At 68.9% G+C, this 15,432-nt stretch carries 14 protein-coding genes; 9 read left to right on the forward strand and 5 right to left on the reverse strand.

The window, feature by feature from the left end:
• Positions 1 to 74: 74 nt before the first annotated feature.
• On the forward strand, positions 75 to 1,574 hold the full coding sequence (locus tag D7W79_RS03500; RefSeq protein ID WP_120523898.1) for a hypothetical protein: 1,500 nt from the start codon (positions 75 to 77) through the stop codon (positions 1,572 to 1,574).
• Between the two features lie 170 nt (positions 1,575 to 1,744).
• Here D7W79_RS03500 and tkt read toward each other — a convergent pair whose 3' ends face one another.
• From tkt to D7W79_RS03520, 4 genes are all read right to left on the reverse strand, one after another.
• Positions 1,745 to 3,802, reverse strand: coding sequence for a transketolase (gene tkt / locus D7W79_RS03505; protein WP_120523899.1), 2,058 nt, complete (start codon positions 3,800 to 3,802; stop codon positions 1,745 to 1,747).
• A 139-nt stretch (positions 3,803 to 3,941) separates the two neighbouring features.
• Complete coding sequence (locus D7W79_RS03510; RefSeq protein WP_120523900.1) at positions 3,942 to 4,874, reverse strand: arginase family protein; 933 nt, start codon at positions 4,872 to 4,874, stop codon at positions 3,942 to 3,944.
• 12 nt (positions 4,875 to 4,886) lie between these two features.
• Entirely contained in the window at positions 4,887 to 6,092 is a 1,206-nt protein-coding gene (locus D7W79_RS03515; RefSeq protein WP_120523901.1) for a vWA domain-containing protein, read from the reverse strand.
• A gap of 18 nt (positions 6,093 to 6,110) precedes the next feature.
• A complete protein-coding gene (locus D7W79_RS03520; protein ID WP_120523902.1) occupies positions 6,111 to 6,959 on the reverse strand; it encodes an AAA family ATPase in 849 nt (282 codons plus the stop codon).
• A 72-nt stretch (positions 6,960 to 7,031) separates the two neighbouring features.
• Here D7W79_RS03520 and D7W79_RS03525 point away from each other — a divergent pair, with 72 nt between their 5' ends.
• The 6 genes from D7W79_RS03525 to D7W79_RS03550 all read left to right on the forward strand — a co-directional run bounded on the left by D7W79_RS03525 (position 7,032) and on the right by D7W79_RS03550 (position 12,672).
• Positions 7,032 to 7,724, forward strand: coding sequence for a vegetative protein (locus tag D7W79_RS03525; RefSeq protein WP_120523903.1), 693 nt, complete (start codon positions 7,032 to 7,034; stop codon positions 7,722 to 7,724).
• A 131-nt stretch (positions 7,725 to 7,855) separates the two neighbouring features.
• Complete coding sequence (locus D7W79_RS03530; RefSeq protein ID WP_120523913.1) at positions 7,856 to 8,392, forward strand: hypothetical protein; 537 nt, start codon at positions 7,856 to 7,858, stop codon at positions 8,390 to 8,392.
• Between the two features lie 398 nt (positions 8,393 to 8,790).
• Entirely contained in the window at positions 8,791 to 9,900 is a 1,110-nt protein-coding gene (locus D7W79_RS03535) for a 3-oxoacyl-ACP synthase III family protein (protein ID WP_120523914.1), read from the forward strand.
• A gap of 45 nt (positions 9,901 to 9,945) precedes the next feature.
• On the forward strand, positions 9,946 to 10,563 hold the full coding sequence (locus D7W79_RS03540; protein WP_120523904.1) for a DUF2378 family protein: 618 nt from the start codon (positions 9,946 to 9,948) through the stop codon (positions 10,561 to 10,563).
• Positions 10,564 to 10,604: 41 nt separating this feature from the next.
• Positions 10,605 to 11,120: a hypothetical protein gene (locus D7W79_RS03545; RefSeq protein WP_120523915.1), complete on the forward strand. Its 516-nt coding sequence runs from the start codon at positions 10,605 to 10,607 to the stop codon at positions 11,118 to 11,120.
• A 112-nt stretch (positions 11,121 to 11,232) separates the two neighbouring features.
• Complete coding sequence (locus D7W79_RS03550) at positions 11,233 to 12,672, forward strand: hypothetical protein (RefSeq protein WP_120523905.1); 1,440 nt, start codon at positions 11,233 to 11,235, stop codon at positions 12,670 to 12,672.
• 11 nt (positions 12,673 to 12,683) lie between these two features.
• On the opposite strand, the gene D7W79_RS03555 is transcribed toward D7W79_RS03550, so the two are convergent.
• The gene (locus D7W79_RS03555) at positions 12,684 to 13,166 is read right to left on the reverse strand and encodes a nuclear transport factor 2 family protein (protein WP_120523906.1); all 483 of its coding nucleotides are present in this window, start codon (positions 13,164 to 13,166) and stop codon (positions 12,684 to 12,686) included.
• 111 nt (positions 13,167 to 13,277) lie between these two features.
• Between D7W79_RS03555 and def the strand changes: the two genes are divergently transcribed.
• Positions 13,278 to 13,817 (forward strand): peptide deformylase, encoded by a 540-nt coding sequence (def, locus tag D7W79_RS03560; RefSeq protein WP_120523907.1) that lies wholly within the window; start codon positions 13,278 to 13,280, stop codon positions 13,815 to 13,817.
• Between the two features lie 38 nt (positions 13,818 to 13,855).
• A complete protein-coding gene (locus tag D7W79_RS03565; RefSeq protein ID WP_120523908.1) occupies positions 13,856 to 14,548 on the forward strand; it encodes a sterol desaturase family protein in 693 nt (230 codons plus the stop codon).
• Positions 14,549 to 15,432: the final 884 nt, after the last annotated feature.

Here is a 15,432-nt window from a genome sequence, read left to right on the forward strand (position 1 = left end):
GCTGGCACGACGCGCGCAATAGGTCCCGGCATGACTGCTTCCGCAAAGGAAGCCGCTCCTCCCGGAGATCAAACATGTCCTCGATCAAGTCCACCGTCACCACCTCCCTGAACAGCAGCGCGGCGCTCGGCAAGCAGGAGGTCGCCTTCCTGAAGGGGACTTCCTCCACGGCGAAGCAGACGGCGGAGATGAAGGCCACGCTGAACAACATGAAGGCTCAGGTCGAGGGCCTGAAGTCGCAGCTCGCGGAGCTCAAGTTGAAGCAGGGCGGTGACCAGTTCACCACGGGCGGCCACGGCTGCTGGGGCACCCCCACCGACAACTGGCAGCCCAAGGACCTGGGCGCCATGGTGGAGATGAACAAGCTGAACCAGACCTCCGGCCCCATCAGCGCGGAGAAGTTCGCGGACAGCATCGAGGCCGCCGTCGGGGACCTGGACGGCCAGGCCGCCTCCGGTGAGTACCGCGCCGTCGCGGACTGGGCCGCCAACAACCGCGAGCGCCTTACCCCGGAAGCCCGCCAGGTGATGGACATCTACAGCAAGTACGCGGCGCTCTCCCAGGCGCGCGGCGAGTCCGGCATCCCCCAGGGCGACTTCAAGAAGATGCTCTCGGAGATGCGCGACGTGGGTGACGCCAGCGCGAAGAAGGCGCTCGCGAACCTGGACAGCAAGACCCACGGCGGCACGGTGTCCGGCCAGGACATGGCCCGCGCCATCCAGACGGGCACCGCGGACCACGACGGCCAGGCCGCCGGCGCGGAGCTGAAGGAGTTCGAGAAGTGGGCCTCCAAGAACGAGAGCCGCCTGTCCCCGGAGGCCAAGGAGGTCCTGGACGTCTACCGCAAGGCCGCCAAGACCGCGCAGGCCGAAGGCCGCTCCGGCCTCACCGACAAGGAGACCGCCGCCCTCAACAAGGAAATGCGCAAGGTCGGCGCCGGTGACGTGAGCGCCCGCAAGGCCACGGAGGCGCTCGACAAGCAGAGCGGCCCCATCTCCGGCGAGGACCTCACCAAGGCCATCAAGGACGGCATCTCCGACACGGACGGCCACTCCTCCACCTCCGAGCTGAAGGAGTTCGAGAAGTGGGCCGCCAAGAACGAGAGCCGCCTCACGCCCGAGGCCAAGGAGGTCCTGAAGACCTACCAACAGGCCGCGAAGAAGGCCGGCCCGGAGGGCATGACGCAGAAGGAGGCCGACGCCATGTTCAAGAAGATGGACGGCTTCAAGACCTTCCACGACAGCTCCATGCACGACGCGCTGGAGGGCCTGGACGCCAAGAAGGGCAAGATCTCCGGCAGCGACCTCACGGCCGCCATCGAGAAGGGCGCGGGGGACCTGGACGGCCAGGCGGCGGGCACCGAGTTCACCGACACGATGAAGTGGGCGCGCCAGAACTACGACCGCCTCACGCCGGAGGCGAAGAAGGTCGTGGACACCTACGAGAAGTACGCCACCCGCTCGCAGGCCCAGGGCTCCACGGGCATCGACCAGAAGGACTTCAAGAAGATGATCAACGAGATGAAGTTCATCAGCAACCCGCGCCCCACGCGCCCCGTGTTCTTCGCGGCCTGATGTGCAGTGGGGGGGATTTGAAGTTGGGGGGGATTTGAAGCGAGGGGGAAAAAGCCACACGCATCCCAGGTTGTTCCCGCCGGTCGCCCGGCGGTGAACCCAGAGGTGCCCCGGACCTTCGGGGGAGGGTCCGGGGCCCTTTCATTTGCGGGCCAGCGTGAAGGCGGAAATCAGTGCTTCTTCGCCTTGGCGATGGTGGCGTGCGCTTCCTTCACCACGTTCTCCACGGTGAAGCCGAACTTCTGCTGCAGCGCCTTGATGGGCGCGGAAGCACCGAAGCTGCGCATGCCGATGACGCTGCCCGTGTGCCCCACCCAGCGCTCCCAGCCGAACGCCGCGCCCTTCTCCACGGAGACGCGAGCCTTCACGTCCGGGGGCAGCACGCTGTCCTGGTACTCCTGGGGCTGCTGCTCGAACAGCTCCCACGACGGCATGCTCACCACGCGCGCCTTGACGCCCTCGGCCTTGAGCTTCTCCGCGGCCTCCACCACCAGCGCCACCTCCGTGCCCGTGCCGATGAGGATGACGTCCGGCTTTCCGCCCTCCGCCTCCAGCAGCGTGTACGCGCCCTTGGCCACGCCGGACGCGGGCGCGAACTTCGCGCGGTCCAGCGTGGGCACCGGCTGACGCGACAGCACCAGCACCACCGGGTGGTGCTTCTGCTGCGCGATGTAGCGCCACGCCTCCGTCACCTCGTTGGCGTCACCGGGGCGCAGCACGATGTTGCCCGGCACCGCGCGCAGGGACATCAGCTGCTCCACCGGCTGGTGCGTGGGGCCGTCCTCGCCCAGGCCAATGGAGTCGTGCGTGAAGATGTGGATGGACGGAATCTCCATCAGCGACGACAGGCGCATGGCGGGGCGCTCGTAGTCACTGAAGATGAGGAACGTGGCGCCGTAGCCGCGCACGTGGCTCAGGTTGAGGCCGTTGACGATGGAGCCCATCACGTGCTCGCGCACGCCGAAGTGGATGTTGCGGCCCGAGTACTCGCCCGGCTTCATGGACGTGGAGGCGGAGATGTACGTCTTCGTGGACGGGTTCAGGTCCGCGGAGCCGCCGACGAGCCACGGGTAGTTCTTCGCCAGCGCGTTGAGCACCTTGCCGCCGGACTCACGGGTGGCCATGCCCTTCGCGTCCGCGGGGAACACGGGCAGCTCCTTGTCCCAGCCCTCCGGCAGCTCGCGCTTGAGCAGCGCGTCCAGCTCGCGGGCCAGCTCCGGGTGCTGCTTGCGGTAGTCCGCGAAGGACTTCTCCCACGCGTCGTGCAGCGCCTTGCCGCGCGCGCCCAGGCGCTCCTGGAAGCGCTCGCGCACGCCGTCGGGCACCAGGAACTGCGCGTCCTCGGGCCAGCCGTAGGCCTTCTTGGTGGCCTTGATTTCGTCGGCGCCCAGGGGCTCGCCGTGGGCGCTGGCGGAGCCCTGCTTCTTGGGCGACCCGTAGCCGATGAACGAGTTGACGATGATGAGCGTGGGCTTGCCGCGCTCGTCCTTGAAGGACTTGTAGGCCTTGGACAGCGCGTCCAGGTCGTTGGCGTCGGTGACCTTGAGCACGCGCCAGCCGTAGCCCTCGAAGCGGCGGCCCACGTCCTCCGTGAAGGCCAGCTCGGTGCTGCCGTCGATGGAGATGTGGTTGCTGTCGTAGATCCAGCAGAGGTTGGGCAGCTTCAGGTGGCCCGCGAGCGACGCGGCCTCGGACGCCACGCCCTCCATCATGTCGCCGTCGCCGCAGAGCGCGTAGACGTCATGGGTGAACAGGTCGAAGCCCGGCTTGTTGAAGTGGCCGGCCAGCCACTTGCTGGCGATGGCCATGCCCACGCTGTTGGAGACGCCCGCGCCCAGGGGGCCGGTGGTGGTCTCCACGCCGGTGGTCCAGTGGTACTCCGGGTGGCCCGGGGTGGCGGAGTCCAGCTGGCGGAAGTTGCGGATGTCGTCCAGCGACACGGCCGGCACGTCCGTGACCTTCGCGTCCTTCACGCGCTTCACGCCGGCCAGGTGCAGCAGGCTGTAGAGCAGCATGGACGCATGTCCGTTGGACAGGATGAAGCGGTCGCGGTCCGGCCAGTTCGGCGTGGCCGGGTCGTAGCGCAACTCCTGCTGCCACAGCTGGTAGGCCACGGGAGCCAGCGCCATGGGCGCGCCCGGGTGGCCCGAGTGGGCCTTCTCCACCGCGTCCATGGACAGCGTGCGGATGGTGTTGATTGCCTGGGTATCGATCTTCTCGGTCGTCATGCGGCCTCCCGCGCTGAGCCTGCGTCGCGGGCGCACCATGCCGTAACCGGGGCCGCCGCGCCGCACCAAACGCGCCCGTCCGTCGGCAGGCACACCGACGGTCGGGCAGGGGACCGGGGGGCGTTTTTCCGGGAATGCGCTACGGAACGCGGCCGCTCTGGACGAACGCCGCGACCACGGCGTCGGTGAAGGCCCGGGCGCAATGGCCTTCCGGGTCCAGGTCGGGGTCCAGGATGGTGAGCTCCAGGCCCACGGCCTGGGGGCTCGCGAGCAGCGACGTCAGCAGCGCGGTCAACTCCTCCAGGCGCAGCCCGTCCGGGTTGGGCGAATCCACGGCGGGCATGACGCTCAGGTCCAGCACGTCCGCGTCCACGTGGATCCAGAACCCCGAAAGCCCCCGAGCCTCCAGCCGGGCCCGGGCCTCGTCGCCCACGGCCTTCGCGCCGCGCGCCCGGATGTCGGTGAGCGGCAGGGAAGGGATGCGGGAGGTGTCGAACTCCTGCACCGCGGACTCGGCGGTGTCCTCGGCGGTGCGGGACAGGCCCAGGTGCACTACGTCCTCTTCGCGCAGGTAGGGCTTGAGGCCGTCCAGGTCGCAAAGGGCATCCGGCCCATGTCCGGTGGCCAGCGCCAGGTCCAGCCCCGCCGCGGTGAACCAGCCCGCCACGCGGTCGCGGTCCTTCACGTAGGAGAAATCGTCATGCGCGTCGATGAACGCCAGCCCATGCGCCCCGGCCCGCCGCAGCGCGAGCGCCGAGCCCACGAGCACGCTGCAATCCCCGCCCAATAGCAGCACGAACCGTCCAAGGGCCCGCAGCGCGCCCAGGCGGTCCGCGAGCGCCACGCTGTAGCGCCCCAGCGCCGCGCCATTGCGAAAGCCGATGTCCGGCTCCGCCTCCGGTGAGTACGGAGGCGGCGTCACGACCCCCGCGTCCTCCGCGCCCAACCGCGCCACGATGCCCTGCGCGCGCAGGACCCGGGGCAGTTGATACACGCCTGGAATGGCACCGGGTGACGCGGGCCGCAGGCCCAGGTTGGAAGGTGCATCCAGGACGCTGATGGGCGGGAACATGGGAGGAAGGTACTACCGCCGGGCCGCCGCGCCCCGGGGTGTCTTGCCTCGCGTCAGGTGGTTCACCGCCTCACCCAATCCCTCCACGGTGAGGGCGAACATGGGGAACACGTTGGCGATGATCGCGATGCTGCCCGTGCGCCACGACCCGCGAGGCTCCGGGTTGAGCCACACGTTGCGGTCGAAGTGCTGCGCCAGCTGCATCAGCCACGTGAGCCCCTCCAGCCCCTCCTGACGGTACTGGCCATTCGCATCCGTGCGGATGCCCAGCTCATACGGAGCCATGGACGCGTCCCCCACCATCACCAGCTTGTGATGCCTTCCCACCTGCGCGGTGAGCTCCGGCACGGTGATGCCGCCCGTCAGCTGCGGCGTGGCGTACAGCTTCCCGTAGACGCAGTTGTGGAAGTAGTAGGTTCGCAGCTCCTTGAAGTGCGAGGCCTGGCTGGCGACGCTGAACAGCCGGCTCACCAGGTGCGCGTACGGGTCCATGGAACCGCCCACGTCCATGCACAGCACCACGCGCGTGTTGGGCCGTCGCGGCGGACGCGTCACCACCTCCAGCTCGCCCGCGTTCTTCGCGGTGGCGGCGATGCTCTCCTCCACGTCCAGCTCCTCCGCCGCGCCCTCGCGCGCGAAGGCCCGCAGCTTGCGCAGCGCCACCGCCATCTGCCGCGTGTCCAGCACCACGTCGTCGCGGTAGCCCGCGTACTTGCGCGCGCCGGCCTGCCACAGTGCCTGGCCCTGCCGCCCACCCGTGCCGCCAATGCGCACCCCCTGCCGGGCCATGCCGTTGTTGCCAAAGGCAGACGCGCCGCCCGTGCCCACCCAGCGCGTGCCACCGTCGTGGCGCTCGGTCTGCTCCTTCAGCCGCTGCTCCAGCTGCCGGCGCAGCTCCTCCGGGTCCCACTGCTCCAGGAGCGCCAGCTCCTCCGGGCTCAGGTCCGTGCGCTCCCTGGCCTCCTCCAGCCAGGACAGGAGCTCCTCGGTGAGCTTCAGCGCTTCGGACGCGACGCCCTGGAAGTGGAACAGGAACGCCTGATCAAAGGCATCCAGCTGCGTCTCCGAGTGCACCAGGAGCGCGCGTGCCACGTGGTAGAACCCATCCAGGCTGCTGTCATGCAGCCCGGCCTTCAGCGCCCCGGCCAGGGCGAGCGCCTCCTGCGCGCCCACCTTCACCCCGCGCTTTCGCAGCTCGTAGAAGAACGGCAGGAACATGGCGTGGCCCCTTGCCGCTTAAGCGCGCGTCCGCCGGCCGCGCCCGAACGCCTCGGCCACCGCCACCAGGTCCTGCTCCTTCTTGAGCAGCGCGCCCAGGAACGGCAGCTGCTCCTCCAGCTTCAGCTCCATCACGCCGTTGGCCTTGAGCACGGAGATCCAGTCGACCAGCTCGCTGGTGGAGGGCCGCTTGCGCAGCCGCGTCATCGCGCGCAGCTCGTAGAAGACCTTGAGCGCCTGGTCCGCCAGCGCCGGGTCCAGCCCCGGGTGGTGCACGTCCACGATGCGCTGCATGAGCTCGCGCTCCGGGAAGTCGATGAAGTGGAACACGCACCGGCGCAGGAACGCGTCGGGCAATTCCTTCTCGTTGTTGCTGGTGATGAGCACGACGGGGCGGTTCTTCGCCACGACCTCGTCGTTCGTCTCGGAGATGCGGAAGCGCATCCGGTCCAGCTCGTGGAGCAGGTCGTTGGGGAACTCCAGGTCCGCCTTGTCCACCTCGTCAATGAGCAACACCACCCGCTCCGGGGACGCGAAGGCCTCGCCCAGCGGCCCCAGGCGGATGTATCGCCGGATGTCTCGCACGTCCCCGTCGCCGAAGCGCGAGTCATACAGCCGCTGCACGGTGTCGTAGACATACAAGCCGTCCTGCGCGCGCGTGGTGCTCTTCACGTGCCAGGTGAGCAACTTCAATCCCAGTCCCTGGGCAATCGCTTCCGCCAGGAGCGTTTTGCCGGTGCCGGGCTCGCCCTTGACCAGCAGGGGACGCTGGAGCGTGAGGGCGCAATTGACGGCGGCCTGCAGGCCCTCGCTCGTGAGGTAGGAGTCGGTGCCGCGGAAGCGAACAGGAGTGGGAACCGGAGTCATGGTTGGTTCCTTTAACATCCTGGGGAATGTTTCCATCCCCTCACCGGCGGATGGGTGTATATCCTGCCCCACATGGCCCCACTTTCACTTGAGACCGAACTCCGCGACATGGTCCGTCGCGAGTTGCAACTGCAACTGGCTCCCGTTCAGAAGGCCGTGGCCCGTATGGCCAAGGGGCTGGATGCGCTGGACGCACTGCGCGCGGTGACCGACCGCCTGGCGCCGCTGTCCAGTCGCCTGGGGGCCGTGGCCGGCGTGCGCACGCCCACGCTGGCGCCGGAGCCGGCGGTCCGCCGCGGTCCAGGCCGTCCGCCGAAGTCCGCCGCCGCGAAGTCCGCTCCGGCCGCGAAGTCCGCGCCCGCCGCGAAGACGCCGGCCGCGAAGGCCGCGCCCGTGAAGGCCGCACCCGTGAAGACGGCCGCCGCGCCCGCCGCGAAGTCCCCGGGCCGCCCGCCGAAGGCCGCCGCCGCGGAAGACAACCAGGCCTGCGCCGTCATCGGTTGCAAGCGCCAGAGCCGCTCCAAGGGCTACTGCTCGGCGCACTACCAGAAGCTGCGCCTGCTCATCCGCACCGACCGCCGTCCGGACGCGTGGGTGGATGGCGCCCGGCCGCAGTCGGTCCCGGACGTCACGCTGCCTCGCGGTCGCGCGGGCAGCCAGGCGCTGAAGGAAGCCGCGAAGCCGGTCGCGCCCGCCGTTCCGCCCAAGCCCAAGGCCTGGGTGCGCAAGAAGGGCTCCAGCGGCGGCATGGTGTCGCTGACCTGACGGAGGACGTCGTCCGCGCGCCTCCCCGCGTGGCGGGTCGCCCCGAGCGGCCCGCCGTGCGTGCCTCGGGTCCGACACGCGCTGCTTCCTTCCATTGACATGCGGGCCGTGGAGGTGTGAATCCCGGCTCCATGAGCGAGCAATATCCAGTCACCGTCGCGGTCCGCCGTCCCGACGGTCAGGTGGAGCAGGTCCGGGTGGGCACGGCGTACAAGAACGGCGACGGCTTCACGCTGCAGTTGGGTGAGCTGTCCATGAGCGCCACGCCCGTCGCGGCGTCGGCCCCGGCGGCCTACCGCCGCCCCGCGGCCTCGGGCGCCCCGTCCGGTGGTGGGGGAGGGGGCGGCGACGGCATGCTCCTGCCCAACTACGGCCGCAGCAAGGGCGCCCCCGTGTACGGCGCCAGTCTCCAGGACCTGGAGTTCTACGCCAACGGCGCGCGCCGCTCCCTGGCGGACCCCAGCAAGTCGCGCTGGCACGACAAGGAGAAGCAGCTCCTGACCGCCATCGAGGCAGAGATCGCCCGGCAGCGCGGTGAGGGCGGCGGCGAACCGCCCGCGCGTGGCGGCGGTGGAGGCCGGGGCGGTGGCTACGGCGGCTACGGCGGCAACCCGCCGGATGACGGCGACATCCCGCCCCCCGGCGACGACGACAACATCCCGTTCTGAGGGGAACCCCGGGCCCCGCGGCAATCGACGGCCGCGGGGATCCAATCGGTCCCGGTTTACGCAATACAGGTGGCGCGCGGTGCGGCCCCACCGGCGTTGACATTCTGGAACAGATGACAGACACCGTGAGCGTTTCCGGTGTTTGCTGAAAGTGAATTGACACGCCGCGTGTGGTTCATTCCGCTTCGGCTGCTTCACTTTTGAATCGTTCCGCATCCCACGGATTTCCCTCGTTTCGGCGGCCCTTCTGTCATCGCGTGTACTTCACGGATGACGCACCCAAAGGAAGGAACTCCGTCTTTCCAAGGGTTTAGGGAGTGGCCTGGAACGTGCTCTATGCACACGTGCCAGGGAATCCATCCCGTCCGGCGAGGCTGTGAAATCGCGAGGCCATGGAAATGACCGAACGGGTGTGTGTCGTGGGCGCCGGTTCCTTCGTCCCTACGCGGACCATCTCCAACGAGCGGATCGCCAAGGCCATCCCGGGTTGGTCGGCCGCCCGCATCGAAGAGAAGATTGGCATCAAGGAGCGCCGCTTCCTCTGGGACTTCGACGACGAGACGGGCCGCGCCATCCCCCCGCCGGACGACGTGATGGGGCGCTTCTACCCGGCGACGAACACGGACATGTGCGAGGTGTCCCTGCGCCAGGCCCTGTCGCGCGGCGGCGTGGATCCGAAGGAGCTGGACGCGCTGTTCGTGGTGACGTGCACCCCGGACGCGCCGCACTTCAACCATGACGCCATGGCGTTGCACGAGCGGCTGGGCCTGCGCGAGGACGCCTTCGCGCTGGTGGTGGACGACGGCTGCGGCGGCACGCCCTACGTGCTGGACCTGGTGCGCAAGATGATGGAGGGCGGCCGCTTCCGCACGGTGGCGGTGGTGGCCTCGGCGTTCACCTCGCCGCTGGTCAACCGGGAGGTCTACACGGACGAGCTGCCGCCCACGCCGGGCCGCCCCAAGGCGCTCAATGCCTACCTGTCCATGTATGTCTTCGGGGACGGGGCGGGCGCGGTGGTGCTGCGCACGCAGCAGGGTGAAGAGGACGGCCCGGGCATCCTCTCCTCGTTCTCCGGCAACGCGTACGCGGAGCTGGTGGCGCGCCGGGGCGGCGGCATGCTGAAGCTGCCCTACCAGCCGGGCCGCACGCGTCCGTCGGAGATGGCCTTCGTGGTGGACGGCTTCAAGGTCGCGCGCAGCTATCCCGAGTACATGCAGAAGTGCCTGGACGCGGTGCTCACCCCCGCCGTGCGCGAGCAGGTGAAGCGCTACTACTTCCACCAGCCCAACAAGCGGGTGATGGACGCGTTCGTGAGCCGCGCGGGCCTGCCGAAGGAGGCCGTGGCCTGCAACGTGGACCGGATTGGCAACACGTCCGCGGCCGGAATGCTGATTCTCCTGGCGGAGGACCTGGAGCAGGGTCGTGTGGCACTCGGCAGTGGGGACCTGGTGGTGGTGGCGGCCGTCGGCGCCAACGTCCATTATGGGGCCCAGCTCGTGCGGCTGTAGCGCGCACGGGTGTTCATCTCCTCCCCCCCGGAGATTCCCCCCTCTATGAGTGAGCAGCGCAAGGAAGTCACCGGACTGGATCCGGCCATCGCCCAGGACCTGGAGAAACGCCTGGCCTTGTCGACCCCCGACGACACGGCCCGAGGCATGTTCTTCAACGGCGCGTTGAACGCGGTGCGCATCCTCGGCGGCGACGCCGCGGTGGAGAAGTGTCTGGCGGTGGTGCCGGAGAAGAAGTTCGTGGACTTCTTCAACTACCCGGTGTCGGGCTTCCTGAAGCTGTCCTTCACGGGAGCGCAGCTGATGGGGCCGCAGCTGGGCGGCTTCGACGCGATGTTGCGCAAGATGGGCACGCAGGCCACCACGGACTTCCTGTCGTCGGCGGCGGGCAAGACGCTGCTGCTCCTGGCGGGAGACAGCCCCAAGCGGCTGGTCACGAACCTGCCCACGGGCTACCGCGCGGCGGTGAGCTACGGCGACCGCAGCGTGGAGTGGTCCGGCGACCGCGCGGGCAAGCTCATCATGAAGCGGGACTTCATGCCGCCCGCGTACCATGAAGGCGTGCTCCAGGCCGTCATCGAGGCGCTGGGCGCCCGGGGCGTGCAGGTGAAGGGCCGGCAGACGGGCCCGGTGGATACGGAGTACGCGCTGTCCTGGCAGTGACCGGAGCACCCACCCCGCGGTCCTGAAGGATGGGTTTGAACATGTCTCAAGGACAGGCGGGAGCAACGGTGCGGCTGCAGTCCGGCACCGAGTGGGTGTATGCCTTTCGCTCGCAGGAGGACGCCGCCACGCCGCCGGATGAAGCGGTGTGCGCGGCGGCGCCCTTCACGCCCACCGTGAAGCTGGGCGCGGGCCTCTACGTGCCCGCGGGCGATGGCACCTACGAACGGGTCGGCTCCGCGACGGCCTGCTTCCGGCTGACGGACCGGGCCTTCACCCCGGGCACGCAGGTGCCGTTCTACGCGCGCTTCCTCCTGCCGGTGGGGGCCTTCGCCGCGGCGGGGGAGTGCACGCTCGTGAGCAACGACCAGCCCCAGGCGGGGGTGGTGCTCGCGGGAGGCGCGCTGAAGCTGGTGGAGGTTCCGGCGGGCTTCGCGGGAGGCATGCTGTCCAACCTCAGCGTGTTCAACCCGCTCAAGCTGCCCGGCTTCGCCACCGGCTCGTACTACACGCTCTACGCCTTCCGGAAGGAAGGCCCGGGCGCCTCCAGCCCCTGAGCGGAAGACCCTGCGCGCGGCCCCTCTCCCGGCACGCCCAGGTGAACAGGAATGTCGGGGATGCCTGGGAGAATACGTCCCTGGGCATCCGATGCCATCACGAGGGGGACGCATGGAAAGCAGGTGGAATCCGCTCTACGAATCGCTCGGCTACCGGCCGCCCGCGACAGGCAGGGCCGCGCCGGAGTCCCCGCCGCCGGAGGACACGGACCTGCCCCTCCTGGGCCCGGAGGAGCTGGAGGCGCTCAAGTCCGCCTTCCTGCGCGAACCGGAGGACGTGCTGCGCTGGACGGAGAGCGGCCTGGGCGCGAGGGTCACGGTGGGCGCGTTCGTGGAGGTGCTGCGCGAGCTCGAGCTGCTCTTCACGGACCCCGGCCAGTTCCAGGAGCGCCTGGACGCGACGGAGCGCCACGCCCGGCAGGGGACGGGAGGGCTGCCCGCGGACTTCACCTTCCCGCTGAGGACGGAGGAGATCCCCATCGACCCCACGCGCACGCGCTTCGAGCCCCAGTCGGACCTGCGCGGCTGGCTGCTGTTCAGCGGCCCGGTCTGGCTGGAGCAGGGCGCAGCGGCGCGGCAGGCCCCGTTCCGCTGGCACTTCGGAGCGAAGAGCCGCTTCGTCTACCCCATGCGCGAGCCGGAGCCGGGGCACCCGGTGGAGGTCGCGCTCTTCGCGGACTTCGGCACGGGCGAATACGCCTCGCGGTACATCGCCCGGCAGTTGGTGATGCGCGGCGAGCGCCTGGACTGCGCGGTACACCTGGGCGGCGTCTTCTACGCGGGCCGCCAGGGCGAGTTCGACGCGCACGTGGCGGAGCCGCTGGAGCCGCTGCTCGGGACCACGGCGCTGCTGACGCTGAACGCGCCGCCGGAGATGCGCTCGGGCGCGGGCGCCTACTTCCGCTATCTCGACGAGCGGCGAGGCGCGGGCCCTCGTCACCCACAGGAGGGCAGCTACTTCTGCCTCGCCGCGGAGCGCTTCCAGCTCATCGGCCTGGACACCGCCTGGTTCGAAGCGGGCCGCCATCGCGAGCCCGCGCTGCTGCAGTGGCTGGAGCAGCGCCTGTCGGAAGGACGCCGGCGCGGAGCCATGAACATCCTGCTGAGCCACTCCGCGCCCTACGGGCCGGACGCGAAACAGCTCGCCCCCCTGGTGACGGAGGACCTGCGGGCCCTGGTCGTGGAGCGCGAATGGGTGGACCTCTGGTGCTGGGGAGGCGCCCAGGCCGGAGCGCTGTATGACCGGGCACCCGGCCTGCCCTTCCTCGGCGCGAGCCTGGGCCACGGAGGCTTCCCCTCCGAACGAAGGGATGCGCCTGAATACCCGGCGGCACCGGTCCGCTTCTTCGAATCCCGGCCGCGCTTTCCGGAGTGGACGGGCGTGCGCCAGGACCGGGGCAACCACGGCCACGCGACGCTCTGGCTGAACGCGGACGGCACGGCATCGCTGCGCTTCACGGACTGGATGGGGCAGGTGCGCTGCGAGGCGACCCTGTCACGCCAGGGCCCCAGGGGGCCCGTGACGCTGAAGACGCTCGACGTGAGGGAGTGAGCCAGGGGCCCTCAAGCTCCTTCGATGCCACGCTCCTTCATGTACTTGCGCAGGCCCGCGGCGCCCTGGGCGCGCACCTTGTTGTGCAAGAGCGGCGTCCACCCGAGCGCCCAACCCACGGGCCCCAGCGCCTGTCGCGACCACGTCCAGAAGGGGAACCGGTCCGTGTGGCGGACGATCTTCCCATCCTTGAACTCGAAGGTCGCGTCGATGCGATTGAGCACCTTCCGGCCCGTCTGGCTGAAGGTGTAGCGCGCATCCCAGTGGGCGCTGCCGGTGCGGTCATCGGCCTGGACCTGGCTGAAGACGACCTCCAGGTCCTTGCCGCGCTCCAGGAGCATGCGCCACATGGAGGTGACGCCCGCGTAGCGCAGGCCCTGGAACACGGCGTCGTTGAACTCCACGTCCGGGTGGTAGCAGGCGGCCATGCCGTCCGCGTCGCGCCGCTGGAAGGCCGAATAGAAGTCGGTGATGAGCTGGGAGTGCGGGTGCATGTCGCCGGTCTATCAGACCCGTCCGGCCTCGTGCTCGGGGCCCCCGGGACGGTGTGCCGGCGGGCGGAAAGTGCCGAGCAATGGAGGAAACCGCGTGGCAGAGTCGCGCGCATGGCTCGCGACATCGTCATCTGGCCCCACAAGGTTCTCACCACGTCCACCCAGCCCGTGACCGACTTCGGACCGGCGCTCGAAACGCTCCTCCAGGAGATGTCGGAGGCCATGGCGGAAGCCAAGGGCATCGGCATCGCGGCCAACCAGGTGGGAGTCCCCCTGCGCGTGGCCATCGTCGGCCGGGAGGACGGCACCCAGTTCGAGATCGTGAACCCCCAGCTGCTGTCGAAGGAGGGGAGCGTGAAGCTGGAGGAGGGCTGCCTCTCCGTGCCGGACGTGTGGGAGAAGTGCCCCCGCGTCGAGCGCGTGAAGGTCCGCTACCAGGACAAGACGGCCCAGTGGCACGAGCTGGAGGCGGAAGGGCGGCTCGCGCACGTGCTCCAGCACGAAATCGACCACCTGGACGGCCACGTCTTCGTGGACCACCTCTCCAGCCTGAAGCGGACCCTCATTCTGGACCGCATGAAGAAGCTGCAGAAGTCGCTCGCGCGCCGGAAGGAAGAGCCCTCGGAAGGCAAGGGGCCGAAGCGCTCCTAGCTGACGGTGGGGATGGGGGGCGCGCTACGCTCGAGCGCATGGAACCGCGCCCCATTCCCCGTCAGGTCCAGGTCTTCCGTGAGGAGTACCGGGCCCGGAGCATCGGGCCGGGCTACCGGGGCCAGGCCCACTTCGCCTTCACCAGCCTCGTCTGCCTGGGGGGAATCGCCCTGGCGCTAAGCCGGGTGCATGCGCCCCGCCTCTGGGAGCTGCTCGGGGTCCCCGTGGTCATCGCCCTCGCGAACACGGTCGAGTTCCTCGGCCACCGGGGCCCGATGCACCACCGCACCAGGGGACTGGGGCTCATCTTCGAACGGCACACCGCCCAGCACCACCGCTTCTTCACCCACGAGGCGATGACCTACGAGTCCCCCCGGGACTTCAAGATGGTGCTCTTCCCGCCGGTCCTGCTCCTCTTCTTCCTGGGAGCCATCGCCGCGCCGCTGGGAGCGCTCTGCTTCCTGCTGATTTCCCCCAATGCGGGCTGGCTCTTCATCGCCACGGCGCTCGGCTACTACCTCGCGTACGAGTGGGTTCACTTCGCCACGCACCTGCCGGACAACCATTGGAGCGCCCGCCTGCCCGGCATCTCGTTCCTGCGCCGGCACCACGAGGTGCACCACGAGCCGAGCAAGATGGGACGCCACAACTTCAACATCACCTTTCCCCTCGGTGACGGGCTCTTCGGGACACGCTGGCGCGCCCCGCTGGATGAGGAGCAGGGGAGGTGACGGGGAAAGAAGAAAGCCGGAGCCGGGGGTTCACACCTTGGAGCGGCGTACCCATATCCCCGGCGGTTGGGGACGAATGATCAGGCCCGGATCAACAAGGGTTTGACGTCGCCGAACCGAAGCGTTAGACACTGGACCTCCGCGCAGCGAGCCGACGGCCCCAGGGCCCTCGGGACGCCAGCATGGGGACGAAAAGGATCGACGAAGGTTGTTGATCCCGAACGCGGCGAAGAGGTAGAAGCCGCGCCCCGCTCGAACGGATCCGAACGAAGCAGCTCGGAACGCAGGGCGGACAGCAGCAAACGGTCGCCACGAAAACGGTTGATCGCGGATGCGGCGGTGGTAGAAGCCGCGCCCCTCACCTCGAAGCCCACGCACTGGCGTGGAAGGCACTTCGGGGAGAGCGCAGCACCGACAAGGAAATAGGGCAGTCAACGAGCGGGTTGACAGCGAACGCGGCGAAGAGATAGAAGCCGCGCCCCACCGAAGAGTAAGCAGTCCGGCAGGCAACACACGGACGGCAAGCGGTGAAGGAAGCTGACAGCAAGCAGGTTGACAGGGAACGCGGCGCTGAAGTAGAAGCCGCTCCCCTTCGAAAAGAAGCGGCGAAAGTCACTGGACGGCGCCGACGAACTTCGAAGCAGCCCGCAGGACGCAAAAGCGAAGTTGACGCTGACTGCGAACTGAAATAGAAGCTGCAACCCCGCTGGTTGAAGCGAAACCAGCAAGAAGTACGGTAGCAAAAGTCGCGAAGCAGGACAAGCGGCTCGGTCTTTGAAAACCAAATAGCAAGCCCAAGCAGTAATGGATTGCGGAAACCCGCAGTCAATTTTTTGAGGGCATCTTCACCTTGAGAGCAGCGCTGAAAAGCGCAGCGAGAGGGA

Source organism: Corallococcus exercitus (genome assembly GCF_003611585.1).
Lineage (GTDB): Bacteria > Myxococcota > Myxococcia > Myxococcales > Myxococcaceae > Corallococcus > Corallococcus exercitus.

Bases quoted from the DNA above. Each gene is read 5' to 3' on its own strand.
- D7W79_RS03500 (WP_120523898.1), top strand. From the start codon at position 75: ATGTCCTCGATCAAGTCCACCGTCACCACCTCCCTGAACAGCAGCGCG.
- tkt (WP_120523899.1), bottom strand. From the start codon at position 3,802: ATGACGACCGAGAAGATCGATACCCAGGCAATCAACACCATCCGCACG.
- D7W79_RS03510 (WP_120523900.1), bottom strand. From the start codon at position 4,874: ATGTTCCCGCCCATCAGCGTCCTGGATGCACCTTCCAACCTGGGCCTG.
- D7W79_RS03515 (WP_120523901.1), bottom strand. From the start codon at position 6,092: ATGTTCCTGCCGTTCTTCTACGAGCTGCGAAAGCGCGGGGTGAAGGTG.
- D7W79_RS03520 (WP_120523902.1), bottom strand. From the start codon at position 6,959: ATGACTCCGGTTCCCACTCCTGTTCGCTTCCGCGGCACCGACTCCTAC.
- D7W79_RS03525 (WP_120523903.1), top strand. From the start codon at position 7,032: ATGGCCCCACTTTCACTTGAGACCGAACTCCGCGACATGGTCCGTCGC.
- D7W79_RS03530 (WP_120523913.1), top strand. From the start codon at position 7,856: ATGAGCGAGCAATATCCAGTCACCGTCGCGGTCCGCCGTCCCGACGGT.
- D7W79_RS03535 (WP_120523914.1), top strand. From the start codon at position 8,791: ATGACCGAACGGGTGTGTGTCGTGGGCGCCGGTTCCTTCGTCCCTACG.
- D7W79_RS03540 (WP_120523904.1), top strand. From the start codon at position 9,946: ATGAGTGAGCAGCGCAAGGAAGTCACCGGACTGGATCCGGCCATCGCC.
- D7W79_RS03545 (WP_120523915.1), top strand. From the start codon at position 10,605: ATGTCTCAAGGACAGGCGGGAGCAACGGTGCGGCTGCAGTCCGGCACC.
- D7W79_RS03550 (WP_120523905.1), top strand. From the start codon at position 11,233: ATGGAAAGCAGGTGGAATCCGCTCTACGAATCGCTCGGCTACCGGCCG.
- D7W79_RS03555 (WP_120523906.1), bottom strand. From the start codon at position 13,166: ATGCACCCGCACTCCCAGCTCATCACCGACTTCTATTCGGCCTTCCAG.
- def (WP_120523907.1), top strand. From the start codon at position 13,278: ATGGCTCGCGACATCGTCATCTGGCCCCACAAGGTTCTCACCACGTCC.
- D7W79_RS03565 (WP_120523908.1), top strand. From the start codon at position 13,856: ATGGAACCGCGCCCCATTCCCCGTCAGGTCCAGGTCTTCCGTGAGGAG.